16 protein-coding genes and 3 other annotated features (1 of these 19 running past the window's edge) are annotated in these 14,905 nt (G+C 39.5%); of the genes, 13 read left to right on the top strand and 3 right to left on the bottom strand.

The window, feature by feature from the left end; translation table 11 throughout:
- Nucleotides 1–127: a binding site (T-box leader), on the top strand (it extends 122 nt beyond the left edge of the window).
- Between the two features lie 43 nt (nucleotides 128–170).
- From thrS to ACRPLY_RS18625, 5 genes are all read left to right on the top strand, one after another.
- On the top strand, nucleotides 171–2,129 hold the full coding sequence (gene thrS / locus ACRPLY_RS18645; protein WP_217915987.1) for a threonine--tRNA ligase: 1,959 nt from the start codon (nucleotides 171–173) through the stop codon (nucleotides 2,127–2,129).
- 171 nt (nucleotides 2,130–2,300) lie between these two features.
- Nucleotides 2,301–2,423: a sequence feature (ribosomal protein L20 leader region), on the top strand.
- 69 nt (nucleotides 2,424–2,492) lie between these two features.
- Nucleotides 2,493–2,996 carry a translation initiation factor IF-3 gene (gene infC, locus ACRPLY_RS18640; RefSeq protein ID WP_013059427.1) on the top strand — a complete coding sequence of 168 codons (504 nt, stop codon included), beginning with the start codon at nucleotides 2,493–2,495 and terminating at the stop codon, nucleotides 2,994–2,996.
- A 21-nt stretch (nucleotides 2,997–3,017) separates the two neighbouring features.
- The gene (gene rpmI / locus ACRPLY_RS18635; RefSeq protein ID WP_013059426.1) at nucleotides 3,018–3,218 is read left to right on the top strand and encodes a 50S ribosomal protein L35; all 201 of its coding nucleotides are present in this window, start codon (nucleotides 3,018–3,020) and stop codon (nucleotides 3,216–3,218) included.
- Nucleotides 3,219–3,257: 39 nt separating this feature from the next.
- Nucleotides 3,258–3,617 carry a 50S ribosomal protein L20 gene (rplT, locus tag ACRPLY_RS18630; RefSeq protein ID WP_013059425.1) on the top strand — a complete coding sequence of 120 codons (360 nt, stop codon included), beginning with the start codon at nucleotides 3,258–3,260 and terminating at the stop codon, nucleotides 3,615–3,617.
- 60 nt (nucleotides 3,618–3,677) lie between these two features.
- Nucleotides 3,678–3,938 (top strand): DUF1294 domain-containing protein, encoded by a 261-nt coding sequence (locus tag ACRPLY_RS18625; RefSeq protein ID WP_432232086.1) that lies wholly within the window; start codon nucleotides 3,678–3,680, stop codon nucleotides 3,936–3,938.
- An 18-nt stretch (nucleotides 3,939–3,956) separates the two neighbouring features.
- Here ACRPLY_RS18625 and ACRPLY_RS18620 read toward each other — a convergent pair whose 3' ends face one another.
- A complete protein-coding gene (locus tag ACRPLY_RS18620) occupies nucleotides 3,957–4,334 on the bottom strand; it encodes a hypothetical protein (protein WP_028411769.1) in 378 nt (125 codons plus the stop codon).
- A gap of 132 nt (nucleotides 4,335–4,466) precedes the next feature.
- Between ACRPLY_RS18620 and ACRPLY_RS18615 the strand changes: the two genes are divergently transcribed.
- Together ACRPLY_RS18615 and ACRPLY_RS18610 are read left to right on the top strand one after the other, a co-directional pair.
- Complete coding sequence (locus tag ACRPLY_RS18615; RefSeq protein ID WP_047749785.1) at nucleotides 4,467–4,955, top strand: dUTP diphosphatase; 489 nt, start codon at nucleotides 4,467–4,469, stop codon at nucleotides 4,953–4,955.
- A gap of 77 nt (nucleotides 4,956–5,032) precedes the next feature.
- Nucleotides 5,033–6,118: a M42 family metallopeptidase gene (locus ACRPLY_RS18610; RefSeq protein WP_028411767.1), complete on the top strand. Its 1,086-nt coding sequence runs from the start codon at nucleotides 5,033–5,035 to the stop codon at nucleotides 6,116–6,118.
- Between the two features lie 56 nt (nucleotides 6,119–6,174).
- Here the strand turns inward: ACRPLY_RS18610 and sspI are convergent, their stop codons facing one another.
- A complete protein-coding gene (sspI, locus tag ACRPLY_RS18605; protein WP_013059420.1) occupies nucleotides 6,175–6,381 on the bottom strand; it encodes a small acid-soluble spore protein SspI in 207 nt (68 codons plus the stop codon).
- A gap of 140 nt (nucleotides 6,382–6,521) precedes the next feature.
- Here sspI and ACRPLY_RS18600 point away from each other — a divergent pair, with 140 nt between their 5' ends.
- From ACRPLY_RS18600 to pheT, 3 genes are all read left to right on the top strand, one after another.
- Nucleotides 6,522–7,286 (top strand): TrmH family RNA methyltransferase, encoded by a 765-nt coding sequence (locus ACRPLY_RS18600; RefSeq protein ID WP_176343388.1) that lies wholly within the window; start codon nucleotides 6,522–6,524, stop codon nucleotides 7,284–7,286.
- Nucleotides 7,287–7,334: 48 nt separating this feature from the next.
- Nucleotides 7,335–7,570, top strand: a binding site (T-box leader).
- A 54-nt stretch (nucleotides 7,571–7,624) separates the two neighbouring features.
- The gene (gene pheS, locus ACRPLY_RS18595; RefSeq protein WP_014458064.1) at nucleotides 7,625–8,659 is read left to right on the top strand and encodes a phenylalanine--tRNA ligase subunit alpha; all 1,035 of its coding nucleotides are present in this window, start codon (nucleotides 7,625–7,627) and stop codon (nucleotides 8,657–8,659) included.
- Between the two features lie 13 nt (nucleotides 8,660–8,672).
- Entirely contained in the window at nucleotides 8,673–11,087 is a 2,415-nt protein-coding gene (gene pheT / locus ACRPLY_RS18590; protein WP_028411765.1) for a phenylalanine--tRNA ligase subunit beta, read from the top strand.
- A gap of 33 nt (nucleotides 11,088–11,120) precedes the next feature.
- Here pheT and rnhC read toward each other — a convergent pair whose 3' ends face one another.
- Nucleotides 11,121–12,035 (bottom strand): ribonuclease HIII, encoded by a 915-nt coding sequence (gene rnhC / locus ACRPLY_RS18585; RefSeq protein ID WP_099331321.1) that lies wholly within the window; start codon nucleotides 12,033–12,035, stop codon nucleotides 11,121–11,123.
- 143 nt (nucleotides 12,036–12,178) lie between these two features.
- Between rnhC and zapA the strand changes: the two genes are divergently transcribed.
- The 3 genes from zapA to polX all read left to right on the top strand — a co-directional run bounded on the left by zapA (nucleotide 12,179) and on the right by polX (nucleotide 14,903).
- On the top strand, nucleotides 12,179–12,439 hold the full coding sequence (gene zapA, locus ACRPLY_RS18580) for a cell division protein ZapA (protein WP_013059415.1): 261 nt from the start codon (nucleotides 12,179–12,181) through the stop codon (nucleotides 12,437–12,439).
- Nucleotides 12,436–12,993: a CvpA family protein gene (locus ACRPLY_RS18575; RefSeq protein ID WP_014458067.1), complete on the top strand. Its 558-nt coding sequence runs from the start codon at nucleotides 12,436–12,438 to the stop codon at nucleotides 12,991–12,993. Before zapA ends, ACRPLY_RS18575 begins: the two co-directional genes overlap by 4 nt.
- 197 nt (nucleotides 12,994–13,190) lie before the next feature.
- On the top strand, nucleotides 13,191–14,903 hold the full coding sequence (polX, locus tag ACRPLY_RS18570; RefSeq protein WP_367076840.1) for a DNA polymerase/3'-5' exonuclease PolX: 1,713 nt from the start codon (nucleotides 13,191–13,193) through the stop codon (nucleotides 14,901–14,903).
- Nucleotides 14,904–14,905 lie beyond the last annotated feature (2 nt).

Below are 14,905 nucleotides of genomic sequence, written 5' to 3'. Positions count from 1 at the left end.
GCGTCTCTAGTAATTACTGACGGAATTTCCGTTATAAAACCTCGAGCCGCTTCGGGTTATTTGGGTTATCCAAGATACGAAGAGGAAACAAGGGTGGTACCGCGTGTATACACAACTCGTCCCTTTTTATAAGGGACGAGTTTTTTGTTTTTACAAAAAGTTTATTAGTTATGTTAAAGGAGTGGAAAGTTGTGTCAGAAGTAATCAAAATGACATTTCCTGATGGAGCTGTTAAAGAGTATCCAAAAGGATCATCAACAGAAGATATTGCGGCTTCTATTAGCCCGGGATTAAAGAAAAAAGCATTAGCAGGTAAAGTAAACGGCGAGCTGCTGGATTTACGTACGCCAATCGAACAAGATGGCAGTCTTGAAATCATTACGCAAGATGCTCCTGAAGCGCTTGAAATTATGCGCCATAGTACAGCGCATTTAATGGCTCAAGCAATCAAACGTTTATACAAAGATGTAAAAGTACAGCTAGGTGTAGGCCCGGTTATCGAAAATGGGTTTTACTATGACATCGATATGGAAGAATCAATTACTCCTGAAGATTTAGGTAGAATTGAAAAAGAAATGAAAAAAATCGTTAATTCAAATATTGAAATTGAACGAAAAGAAGTTTCTCGTGAAGAAGCCATTCAACTTTTTAAAGAAGTTGGCGATGAACTAAAGCTTGAATTGATTGATGCGATTCCAGCAGGTGAAAAGGTGACGATTTACCAACAAGGCGAATTCTTTGATCTTTGCCGAGGTGTGCACGTGCCGTCAACAGGCAAAATTAAAGAGTTTAAACTATTAAGCGTAGCAGGTGCTTATTGGCGCGGAGACAGCGACAATCAAATGCTGCAGCGTATTTACGGTACAGCATTCTTTACAAAAGCAGATTTAGACGAGCATCTTCGTCTTCTTGAAGAAGCAAAAGAACGTGACCACCGTAAACTTGGTAAAGAGTTAAACTTATTTACAAATTCTCAAAAAGTAGGACAAGGTCTTCCTTTATGGCTTCCAAAAGGTGCGACGATCCGCCGTATTATCGAGCGTTATATCGTAGATAAAGAAGTAAGCCTTGGTTATCAGCACGTTTACACGCCGGTGCTTGGAAGTGTAGAACTTTACAAAACGTCTGGTCACTGGGAGCACTATCAAGATGACATGTTCCCTGCAATGGAAATGGATAACGAAGACCTGGTTCTTCGTCCAATGAACTGTCCTCATCACATGATGGTGTACAAACAAGGTATTCACAGCTATCGTGAGCTTCCAATCCGTATTGCTGAACTTGGAACAATGCACCGCTACGAAATGTCAGGAGCATTATCAGGACTTCAGCGCGTTCGAGGCATGACGTTAAATGATGCACATATCTTTGTACGTCCGGATCAAATCAAAGAAGAATTTATTCGTGTGGTTCGCTTAGTTGAAGCGGTTTATAAAGATTTTGGATTTGAAAATTATTCATTCCGTCTATCTTATCGTGATCCTGAAGATACAGAAAAATACTTCGATGATGATGCAATGTGGGAAAAAGCACAAAGCATGTTAAAAGATGCAATGGATGAGCTTGACCTTGATTATTATGAAGCTGAAGGCGAAGCGGCATTCTACGGTCCAAAACTAGATGTTCAAGTTAAAACAGCTCTTGGTAAAGAAGAGACGCTATCTACGGTTCAATTGGATTTCTTACTTCCTGAACGCTTTGATTTAACGTATGTAGGGGAAGACGGAAAACAGCATCGACCTGTTGTTATTCACCGCGGCGTGGTGTCAACAATGGAACGTTTTGTCGCTTTCTTAATCGAAGAATACAAAGGAGCTTTCCCAACGTGGTTAGCACCTGTACAAGTTCAAGTGATTCCAGTATCACCTACGGTTCACCTTGAGTATGCAAAAGAAGTGCAAGAACAGCTTCAGCTTGCGGGTATTCGTGTGGAACTTGATTCTCGCGATGAGAAAATTGGCTATAAAATTCGTGAGGCTCAAATGCAAAAAATTCCTTACATGCTTGTTGTAGGGGATAAAGAAGTAGAAGATAAAGCAGTAAACGTACGTAAATATGGTGAGCAGAATTCAGAAACAGTGGATTTCCAAGCCTTTTTACAAAATGTAAAAGCAGAAGCATCTCGTTAATGAAAAAAGCAGAGAATTGAAATTCTCTGCTTTTTTATCTAACATTTATAAAAAACTGTTGCATAAATGGTTTTCCTTTGATACAATAATTTTTGTTGTGAAAAAAGAACGAAATCATTGACTTTTGTCTTTGTTGATACTATAATAGCTTAAGTAATTGAATACTTGTTTATACAGAAGAAGAAGCACCCGCTTCTCACCTGAGTGACGCATAAAGCAGTTAGCAGGTACATCGTATCTTAATTAAAACGATAGAAGTGTGGGTGCAGTATGTACTCACACTTTTTTGTGTGAGTTAATAATCGGTCTAAGCAAGCGTATTCGCTCATTAAACCTTGGAGGTGGCTACTTATTAGCAAGGACATGATGGTAAACGAGGGCATTCGAGCTCGCGAAGTTCGTCTAATTGATCAAAATGGTGAACAATTAGGAATTAAATCAAAAAATGAAGCATTAGAAATTGCTTCACGAGTAAATCTTGACTTAGTAATGGTTGCTGCAAATGCGAAACCGCCGGTATGTCGTATTATGGACTACGGTAAATTCCGCTATGAGCAACAACGTAAAGAAAGAGAAGCTCGTAAAAACCAAAAAGTTGTAAACTTAAAAGAAGTTCGTTTAAGTCCAACAATTGATGAACATGATTTTAACACTAAACTTCGTAACGCACGCAAGTTCCTTGAAAAAGGTGACAAAGTGAAAGCGTCTATTCGCTTTAAAGGTCGTGCCATTACTCATAAAGGGATTGGCCAAAAAGTACTTGAACGTTTTTCACAAGCTTGCGAAGATGTAAGTTCAGTTGAATCGGCTCCTAAAATGGAAGGCCGCAGCATGTTCTTAGTCTTGGCACCTAAAAACGAAAAGTAATAGAACGAGGAGGAACACCCCATGCCAAAAATGAAAACACATCGTGGCGCTGCAAAGCGTTTCAAAAAGACTGGAAGCGGTAAATTAAAACGTGCTCGTGCTTACACAAGCCATTTATTCGCTAACAAATCTACAAAACAAAAGCGTAAATTACGTAAAGGTTCTTTAGTAAGCAAAGGTGACTTCAAACGTATCCGTCACTTATTAGATAACATTAAGTAATTTGGGTTGAGATAGAAACAATACAGGAGGTAAACAATTATGCCACGCGTAAAAGGCGGTACAGTAACACGCAAACGTCGTAAAAAAGTTTTAAAATTAGCTAAAGGTTTCTTCGGTTCGAAGCATAGATTATATAAAGTTGCTAATCAGCAAGTTATGAAATCTCACATGTATGCTTATCGTGACCGTCGTCAGAAAAAACGTGACTTCCGTAAATTATGGATCACACGTATTAATGCAGCTGCTCGTATGAACGGTCTTTCTTACAGCCGTTTAATGCACGGTTTAAAATTAGCAGGTATTGAAGTTAACCGCAAAATGCTTGCTGACTTAGCTGTAGCTGATGAAAAAGCATTTGCTGAATTAGCAACTGCTGCTAAAAAAGGCTTAGATAAGTAATGAATATAAAGTCTCGTCATCTTTAGATGATGAGGCTTTTTTGCTATCGGAGGACATATCATGAATGAACTGCTGCTTACCTATTTTATTGTTATTAATATAATAGGGATAGGAATGATGTATAGAGATAAACAAAAAGCGAAAAGACATAAGTGGAGAATTGCCGAAAGCACACTGTGGACGGTAGCTGCTATCGGAGGAGCCATTGGAGGACTGATTGGTATGTATTGCTATCGTCATAAAACGAAGCACACATCGTTTACAGTAGGTTTTCCTATTCTTGCCGCTCTTGATTTACTTTTCTTTTTTGTTATCAGCTGAGCACAAATGATTTTGTGCTCAGTGTAAAAATTCTCGAACGGGGCTTTTCCAGCGAATAGGAGCATTTGGATACATGTTGTGTACGTGATTTTCCAGCAGCTTGAAATCTTGTTTTTGCAGTTCATGCAATCGAGATGGATCTGTTAACACCATTGTAATCGACAAAGACTCTGGTTCATTGGGATTGCTGTATTTTTCTCCTTCAAATAAAATACCTTTATACGTTAGTAGAAAATTTTTGCGGATATTCGTTTTTTCGTCAACGACAAAAAATTGCTGATGTTCCTGAGCTGCTACAAGCTTCCGCTTTGGACTGCGAAAATGCTGAACCAGCTTTAATAGTGTGTAAGCAACAAGCGCGAAAATGAACACGCGAACGATAACAATAACAAACATAACGCTCCCTCCTTTACAAGGCACAGTTTTCTTACTTTACGTTTCAGTCTCTAAAAAGTTTCACGATTTTTGATATAATTTCTTTATTGGTTTAAAAAGAAGAAGATATACATAATTACAGGAGTGATTACATTGAATTTACAACAGCTATTTACCATGCAGCGCCAGCTGGATCAGCATATAGAGGACAAGCATCAGCTTCATAAGGAAGACTTGGTTCCAAGAAAACTTTTAGCTCTGCTTGTTGAAATGGGAGAGCTGGCAAACGAAACGCGCTGCTTCAAATTTTGGAGCGTTAAACCTCCGGCTGAAGATGCTGTTATTTTAGAAGAATTTGTGGACGGCGTACATTTCATTCTTTCTTTAGGTATTGAAAAAGGATACGATGATTTAACTGAGCTGCCAAAAGTAAAAGCAGCTGATTCAAAAACAGCACAATTTTTACAGGTATTTGCACAAGTTTCTGCTTTCGAGCAGGACCTGTCAAAAGAAAACTATGTGAACATGTTTGCATCTTACATGACGCTTGGCGATATGTTTGGTTTTTCTGCTGAACATATTGAAGAGGCGTACATGTCAAAAAATGAAGTGAATTTTAAACGGCAAGAACAAGGATACTAGAAATAAAGGGATGGGAAATTTTACTTCAACCTCTTTTTAGCTATAATAGAGGTATACATATGAAAGGGGTAATCCATATGACAAAGTTAGACGAAACATTGACGATGCTTAAAGCACTAACAGATGCAAAAGGAATTCCTGGAAATGAGCGTGAACCGCGTGAGGTTATGAAGAAATATATTGCACCTTATGCAGATGAAGTAACGACGGATGGGCTAGGCAGTTTGATTGCAAAAAAAGTAGGCAACGAACAAGGGCCTAAAATTATGGTAGCCGGTCACTTGGATGAAGTTGGTTTTATGGTGACTCAAATTGATGAACGCGGCTTTATTCGTTTTCAAACGGTAGGCGGATGGTGGTCTCAAGTTATGCTTGCTCAACGCGTAACCATCGTGACATCTAAAGGAGAGGTAACGGGGATTATTGGCTCAAAGCCACCTCATATCTTGCCTCCAGAAGTTCGCAAAAAGCCAGTTGACATTAAAGATATGTTCATCGATATTGGTGCTTCTAGCAGAGAAGAAGTAGCGGAGTGGGGAGTAAAACCTGGTGATCAGGTTGTACCTTATTTCGAATTTACGGTTATGAACAATGAAAAGATGCTCCTAGCGAAAGCCTGGGATAACCGTATTGGTTGTGCAATCGCTATCGATGTATTAAAAGCTTTAAAAAATGAAAAACATGAAAATGTTGTGTATGGTGTAGGAACGGTGCAAGAAGAAGTTGGACTTCGAGGTGCAAAAACATCTGCTAACTTTATTGAACCGGATATTGCATTTGCTGTTGATGTCGGTATCGCTGGAGATACACCTGGTGTTTCTGATAAAGAAGCCTCTTCTAAAATGGGGCAGGGTCCGCAAATCATTTTATATGATGCTTCCATGGTCTCTCATAAAGGACTTCGAGATACAGTGGTAGATGTGGCAGATGAATTAAATATTCCGTATCAATTTGATGCAATTGCTGGAGGCGGTACGGACTCGGGTTCTATCCATATTTCAGCTAACGGGGTGCCAGCACTTTCGATTACAATTGCAACTCGTTATATCCATTCTCATGCAGCAATGCTTCATCGTGATGATTATGAAAACGCAGTTAAATTAATTGCGGAAGTCATTAAGCGCTTAGACCGAGATACGGTTAACGCCATTACGTATAATTGAAAAAAGCTCATTCTCCTAGGAGAATGAGCTTTTTGTTGTACATAGGAAAAGGTTATTTATTTTAAACCGTTTTCAAGCGTTGTCAGAATTTCTTCTTTTTCTGATTCCGGAGACTTTTCCCAAAGCACTTCAAATAAAACACCAAGTCCAGGGAGCATTTTTTCTTCACCGCTTTGAATAGCGTCAGAAATTGTAGCCTCAAGCTCTTCTTTTGAGTTTCCTGAAACGTTTGCAATAACAGCATTTCGTAAATTAAGATCCATCATTTTCACCTCAGCTATCGTAAAGTTACCAATAGTTTTTGTTTTCTTTGCGATTTCTATGTACAATAAAGTGAAACTTATCTAATGATTATTGAACAAAATGTAATCGAACTATTTATTTTTGTATAGATAAAGGAGTTATGTTTGTGAAACAAATTGATTCAGTTAAAAATCCGCAGGTAAAAGCGTGGAAAAAACTGCATAATAAAAAAGACCGTGATAAGCAGGGCCTTTTTATGGTAGAAGGCTTTCATTTAGTCGAAGAGGCTATCAAAAATAAGGATTGTGTAAAGGAACTAATTATACGCGAATCGACCGAAGTGCCCGCACAGTGGGATATAGACGGTATCGAAATAATCGTTGTAAACGAAGCAATTAGTAAGTTATTATCTGACACAGAAACACCTCAAGGAATTATTGCCGTGTGTTTTCAAACAAAGCATGCGGAAATTATTCATACAGCACAGAAAGTATTGCTTTTAGATGCCGTGCAAGATCCAGGTAACCTAGGCACCATTATCCGAACCGCTGATGCTGCGGGAGTGGAGGCTATTATCATTGGAGAGGGCAGCGTGGATGTGTACAACCCAAAAGTCGTTCGTTCAACGCAAGGAGCTATTTTTCACCTTCCAATTGTAAAAGGCGATTTACTCGAAATAATTTCATTGTTAAAAGAAAGAGGAATAGCAGTTTACGGCACGTCGTTACAAAATGGAAAGGTCTACACACACGTAAAACCTTCAAACGAATTTGCGCTGATTGTGGGAAATGAAGGAAATGGCGTAAGCGAGAAAGTGTTGGAACAAACGGATCAGAATCTGTACATTCCCATCTATGGAAAGAGCGAGTCGTTAAATGTTGCCATCGCTTCTGGAATCTTACTTTATTATTTACGCGGAATGTAGTTGCATCGAGAACGTGTTTTCACTATAATAATACAATAGTTACATATGTAAAAAACGATGAAAGAGAGCAGTAGCTTATGTCCGTTTATGCAGGGAGAAAATGCCATGACTGAAAGCATTTTTATAAATGTAATAAGTGAATTCACCTCTTGAGTTGACACTTAGACCATCTTACATAGATGTAAAGGTGTTCCGGAGATTCCGTTAACTTGAATGAAGTGAACTGTATACGTCTGTGTATATAGTTAACAAGGGTGGTAACGCGACTAATCCTCGTCCCTTTTTTGGGAGGAGGTTTTTTTATTTGTCATTTTTTACGTTAAAAGGAGGAATAAGTGATGAAAGAACGTTTACAAGAACTTCAACAAGAAGCAATTGCAAAAGTCGAAGCAGCAAGTGCTTTAAAAGAATTAAACGACGTACGCGTAGCTTATTTAGGAAAGAAAGGCCCTATCACAGAAGTACTTCGCGGTATGGGAAAACTTTCAGCTGAAGAGCGTCCTGTAATGGGAGCACTTGCAAATGAAGTACGTGAAGCGATTGCATCTAAAATTGAAGAAAAACAAACGGCGTTAGAAGCAGCCGAGGTAGAGCGTAAACTTGCTTCAGAAACAATTGACGTAACGCTGCCGGGACGCCCGGTTAAAGCAGGTACGCATCACCCGCTCACAAGCGTGGTTGAAGAAGTAGAAGATTTATTCTTAGGAATGGGCTATGAAGTAGCAGAAGGACCAGAAGTAGAGCAGGACTACTATAATTTCGAAGCGCTGAACTTGCCAAAAGGTCACCCAGCACGTGATATGCAAGATACGTTCTATATTACGGAAGAAACGCTTCTTCGTACGCATACATCAACTGTTCAAGCTCGTGTTATGAACAAGAATGAAGGCAAAGGACCTGTTAAAATTATTTGCCCAGGTAAAGTGTACCGCCGCGATGACGATGATGCTACGCATTCACATCAATTTATGCAAATTGAAGGTCTTGTAGTAGACGAAAACATTCGTATGAGCGATTTAAAAGGCACGCTTGAAGTATTTGTGAAAAAGATGTTCGGTGCAGACCGTGAAATTCGTCTTCGTCCAAGTTTCTTCCCATTCACTGAGCCGTCTGTAGAAGTAGACGTATCGTGTGCAAAATGTGGAGGTAAAGGCTGTAATGTATGTAAACAAACAGGCTGGATTGAAATTTTAGGAGCCGGTATGGTTCATCCAAATGTTCTTGAAATGGCTGGATACGATTCAACTAAATATCGTGGTTTTGCTTTTGGAATCGGTGTAGAGCGTATTGCTATGTTAAAACACGGCGTGGATGATATTCGTCATTTCTATACAAATGATGTTCGTTTCTTAGATCAATTTAAACAAGTATAAAGGAGGGACTACGATGTTTGTATCTTATCGTTGGTTACAAGAGTATGTTGACTTATCAGGCGTAACGGCAGAAGAGTTAGCTGATAAAATCACAAAAAGTGGAATTGAAGTTGAAGGTGTAGAAAACTTAAATAAAGGCATCAGCGGAGTGGTAATTGGTCACGTTGTAGAACGTGAACAGCATCCAAATGCGGATAAATTAAGCCGCTGTCAAGTAGATCTTGGCGGAGGAGAAATCGTTCAAATCGTGTGCGGAGCACCTAACGTGGCACAAGGTCAAAAAGTAGCGGTTGCAAAAGTGGGAGCTGTACTTCCAGGTAACTTTAAAATCAAGCGTGCTAAGCTTCGCGGTGAAGAATCGAACGGTATGATTTGTTCTCTTCAAGAGCTTGGCATTGAAAGCAAGCTTGTGGCAAAAGATTATCAAGAAGGCATCTTCGTCTTCCCAAGTGATGCTGAAGTAGGAGCGGATGCGCTAGATGCATTAAACTTAAACGATGAAGTATTAGAACTAGGGCTAACACCAAATCGTTCAGACTGCTTAAGTATGTTAGGTGTAGCACATGAGGTGGCTGCTATTTTACGTCGTGAAGTGAAGTATCCGTCAGTAAACGTGCAAACGTCTGATGAGCAAGCAGCTGATTATATTTCCGTTAAAGTAGAGGCAAAAGAAGACAATCCCCTTTACGTAGCGCGCGTTGTGAAAAACGTAAAAATTGCTCCGTCACCATTATGGATGCAAACGCGTTTAATGGCAGCTGGTATTCGACCTCATAACAACGTTGTTGATATTACCAACTATATTTTGCTTGAATACGGCCAGCCGCTGCATGCTTTTGACTATGATCGTCTTGGTTCAAAAGAAATTGTTGTACGTCACGCGTCAGAAGGCGAGAAGTTTGTAACGCTTGACGATCAAGAGCGCGTATTAAAAGGCAATCAGCTTGTTATTACAAACGGCAGTGAACCGGTAGCCCTTGCAGGTGTAATGGGGGGAGCAAACTCTGAAGTAAAAGACGATACGGTAAATGTTCTTATTGAATCAGCTTACTTCAAAGGTTTAACAGTTCGTCAAGCTTCCAAAGACCACGGTCTTCGCAGTGAGGCAAGTGCTCGTTTTGAAAAAGGAATTGATCCTAACCGTACGCGTGTAGCTGCTGACCGCGCAGCAGAATTAATGGCTGAATACGCTTCAGGTGAAGTGGTAAGCGGTACTGTAGAAGTAGATACACTAACTGTGGAACCTGCTGTTGTAGCTGTGTCACTTGGACGTATTAACAATGTGCTTGGTACAGAACTGTCGATGGAAGAAGTACAAGATATTATGAACCGTCTTCAATTTGAAAGCAAAGTCGAAGATGAAACAATCGTTGTAACGGTACCGACTCGTCGAGGCGATATTACAATTGAAGAAGATATCGTGGAGGAAGTAGCGCGCATGTATGGCTATGACAACCTTCCTACAACGCTTCCTGTAACAGTGGCAACTCCAGGAAAATTAACAGAGTATCAGCTTGGACGCCGTAAAGTTCGCCGTTTCTTAGAGGGAGCAGGGCTAGCGCAAACAACAACCTATTCGTTAACGAGCGCTGAAAAAGCTACTCAGTTTGCACTCAATGCAACAAGTACGATTGGTTTAGCAATGCCGATGAGTGAAGATCGCAGCATCCTTCGTCAAAGCTTAGTACCTCATTTACTTGAAGCAGTGAAGCACAATAATGCTCGTCAATCGGATTCTATTGCGCTATACGAAACAGGCTCAGTGTTCTTATCTAAAGGTGAAGGGGAATTACCGGATGAGCAGGAGCGCGTAGCTGGTGCAATCACGGGTCTATGGCATGCTCACGGCTGGCAAGGTGAAAAGAAAGTCGTTGATTTCTATGTGATTAAAGGTGTACTAGAAGGGTTATTTGCACAGCTTGGTTTAGAGAAACGAATCTCATATGCTCCCGTTAAAAAAGACGGTATGCACCCTGGACGTACAGCGGCTGTATGGTTAGATGAAAAAGAAATTGGATACGTGGGTCAAGTTCATCCTGTTGCTCAGAAACAGTATGGCCTTCGTGAAACATACGTGTTTGAATTACACCTTCAAGAGCTATTAGCTGCAGATGTCGAAGAAGTTCGTTATTCAGCTATTCCAAGATTCCCATCTATTACACGTGATATTGCACTTGTTGTAGATAAAAACGTTCTTGCAGGAGAAGTTCAGCGCGTCATCTATACGACGGGCGGAGAACTTTTAAAAGACGTGACAGTATTTGATCTATATGAAGGCGAGCGTATGGAAGAAGGCAAGAAATCTGTAGCTTTCTCTTTACGTTACTTAGATCCTGAACGTACATTAACAGATGAAGAAGTAGCAAAAGCACATGGTGCAGTTTTAGAAGCTGTTGAAAAAGAATTTGGTGCAACGCTTCGTTCATAAGAATAAAAAAAGAGATGTGGATTTCCACATCTCTTATTTTTTAGCTAATTTTAAAGCTTTTTCTGTATTAGCAAAATGGATTTTAGCTAAAGAGTTCAGCGCATTGACGCCATGTTTTTTAATAATTTTAGCAGCGGCGATATCAACTTGTGCTCCAGCTCCGCGAGGAATGACCATCCCCGTCTTTTCCGTTAGTAAATCCATTTGTTTTAAAAATGCGTATCTGGCAATAATGGAAGCAGCGGCTACAGATAAATGAACGCTTTCTCCTTTTGTACTGAAAAAGACATTTTCTTTGATAATCTCTTTTTCCTTTACGATGTGTTTATAATAGGTGTTTTTTTCAACAAACTGGTCAATTAAAATCGCATCAGGTTTTTCAGAATCCAATTTTTTTAACACGTTGGATAAAGCTTTGTTGTGCAACAGAGCTTTCATTTTACCTTGTGACATGCCTTTTTCTTGAAATGCATTATACTTTTCGTTATGTAAGACAAGCAAACTGTAAGGAATAAACGAAACAAGCTGCTTGGCAATTTCAATGATTTTAGCATCCGTTAACTCTTTTGAATCTCGTACTCCTAATTCTTTTAACAAAGGAAGCTGCTCTTTTTGAACATAGGCAGCAACTACGGTCATGGGACCAAAATAATCTCCCGTTCCTACTTCATCAGAACCAATGACCGATAGTGAACTGAAGTTTGATGGGAGATGTGAGACGGGAGCCTTTTTAGAAGCATCTAAAGGACCTCCCCACTTAGCTGCTTCTGTTTCAGCTTCTTTTCCTTGAAAAAGTACTTTTCCAGAGCGGTATGCAGTGATAGAACAGCCGGGAGTTTTAGCCGAAAAAATACTTCCCTGCGGCAATTTAGGCTGCAAATAGGATGTGTAATGAAGCTTCATTTTAGCTATCTGATCAGCTGATACCTTAATAACAGCATGTGACATAATGCTTCACTCCTTTCGGGGTATTTTAGTTTACTTTATAAGCACTATCCCTTATGATAGCTTAAATATAGATATGTTTCCATTGAAGTCTTCTTCGTGGTATGATAGGGATTAGGATTTTTCGTGGAACGGAGGATTTTCTCGTGTCAAGACAAGATAAAACACGTGCGACAGTTGACATCTTTGGTCAGCAGTACAGCATCGTCGGTAGCGAAAGTACAAGCCATATTCGACTTGTCGCCTCTATAGTGGATGAAAAAATGCGTGAAATCAGTACTAAAAACCCTTCTTTAGATATCAATAAATTAGCAGTATTAACAGCTGTGAATGCTGTACACGAATATATAAAACTGAAAGAAGACTATGAGAGACTTGAACAAAAACTTTATGGAAAAGAGGAATGACTGAGTCAATGCTTAATATCATTTTAATTATATTGCTTCTTTTAGGCTTTGTAACAGGTCTTAAAAGAGGATTTATTTTGCAACTCATTCATATTGTCAGTTTTGCGGTTTCGTTTATCGTCGCTTATATGTTTAGTGGAGATTTGGCAAGCCGACTTCGCTTGTTGATTCCGTTTCCAGACAATATTCAGCAGCAAAGTGTCGCATCGTTTGTATTTGATTCTGGAACGATAGAAGACGCTTTTTATCGAATGATTGCATTTGCGATTTTATTTTTTGCTACTCACATTGTACTTCGCCTTGCAGGCTCTGTTTTAACGGCTTTAACGGAACTGCCAATTCTGCGCCAGTTAAATAAATGGGGCGGAGGTGCACTTGGATTCGTTGAAGTGTATATCATCGTTTTTATTTTGTTATACATTGGAGCCGTGATTCCTGTAAGTGAAATTCAAACGCCAATTCAACAGTCTTCAATTGCAATCAATATCGTACAAAATACTCCATACTTATCGTCTGCCATTCAAGATTTGTGGACTCAGTATGGTGTAATGTAATGAAATTACAATAGCTTGTTGAGAGGGTGTGTCGAAAGTGTCATAATACTTTTGAGATACCCTCTTTTTTTATCGCAGTCTGTTCTGCGGTTTTCACGGAGATAAAAGTATGTCTAGATAAAAATTTGAGAGAGTACATATGTCACTCATCATGTTTTGAAAGTTTCGTTATTATGATAATAGGCTGGTGAAAAGAGATGAATAAAAAGGATATTATTAAATTGTTAGAAACAATTGCTACATATATGGAATTAAAAGGAGATAACCCTTTTAAAATTTCTGCTTTTCGAAAAGCAGCTGCAGCGCTAGAAACGGACGAGAGAACGCTGACAGAGATTGAGGATTTTACCAAGCTCCAAGGGATTGGTAAAGGAACGGCTGCAGTTATTACAGAGTATATGGAAACAAATGAGTCAAGCGTACTAGAAGAACTAAAGCAAGAAGTTCCTGAAGGACTTATTCCTCTGCTTAAGCTGCCGGGGCTTGGAGGTAAAAAAATCGCTAAATTATATAAAGAGCTAGATATTAAAGACATGGAATCACTGCATCAGGCCTGTATGGAAAATCGAGTGCAGGGACTAAGCGGTTTTGGTAAAAAGACGGAAGAGAAAATTATCGCTGCTATTGAAGAGTTTGGGAAACGTCCTGATCGTTTGCCTCTTGCTTTTGTGCTTCCAATAGCGGAAGAAATTTTAGAAGCCCTTAAACATATGCATAGCATTGAGCGTTTTTCTCAAGCAGGGAGCATTCGCCGCATGAGAGAAACTGTAAAAGATCTTGATTTTATTATTTCAACAGCTGAGCCTCATGCTGTCCGTGAACAGCTAGTATCGTTGCCAAATGTGAAGGATGTCATTGCAAATGGAGATACAAAAGTATCGGTAACGTTAGCCTATGAGTACGATGTGTCCGTGGATTTTCGTCTTGTAGAAGATAAAGCGTTTGCCACGACGCTTCATCATTTTACAGGATCAAAAGATCATAATGTGCGCATGCGTCAATTAGCAAAAGAACGCGGTGAAAAAATTAGCGAGTATGGCGTTGAAAATGCGGAGACAGGCGAAGTTATGACATTTGAGTCTGAACAAGCATTCTATGAACATTTTGGGCTGTCTTTTATTCCGCCGGAACTTCGTGAAGATGGAACGGAAGTAGATGCATTTATAAAACCTCAAACGCTTGTGACCTACGGTGCGGTAAAAGGTGATTTGCATATGCACTCCACGTGGAGCGACGGAGCGTATTCAATTGAAGAAATGGCGGAAGCATGTCGCGCGCGAGGCTATGAATACATGGCGATTACAGACCACTCTCAGTATTTAAAAGTAGCTAACGGTCTAACGCCTGAACGCATTCGCAAACAGCGTGAAGAAATTAATCGTTTAAACGCACAGTTCGATGATTTTACAATACTAGCAGGAATTGAAATGGATATTTTGCCCGATGCAACACTTGATTATGATGATGAAATGCTAGCTGAGCTAGATTTTGTTATTGCGTCCATTCACTCTAGTTTTTCACAATCACGCGAAGAAATTATGAATCGTTTAAAGCAAGCGTTAAATAATGTTCATGTAGATTTAATCGCTCATCCGACCGGTCGTTTGATTGGTCGCCGCAACGGATATGATGTAGATATTGATATGCTAATTGAATTAGCTAAGGAAACAAAAACGGCTCTTGAACTAAACGCGAATCCAAACCGTTTAGATTTAGCCGCTGAGCACATAAAAAAAGCACAAGAGGCAGGAGTTAAAATTGCAATTAATACAGATGCTCACAATCTAGACATGCTAGAGCATATGGAAATTGGAATATCTACGGGAATTAAAGGCTGGCTTAAACCAGAAACGGTATTAAATACGTATAGCCTCAAAGAATTAACCGCCTTTTTAAATCGACATAAATAAGC

Origin of the sequence: Priestia sp. TGN 0903, from assembly GCF_050846855.1 — a bacterium.
Classification (GTDB): Bacteria; Bacillota; Bacilli; order Bacillales; family Bacillaceae_H; genus Priestia; species Priestia zanthoxyli.
The sequence above is the reverse complement of the archived record's forward strand: the minus strand, read 5'-3'. Positions and strand labels throughout refer to the sequence as shown.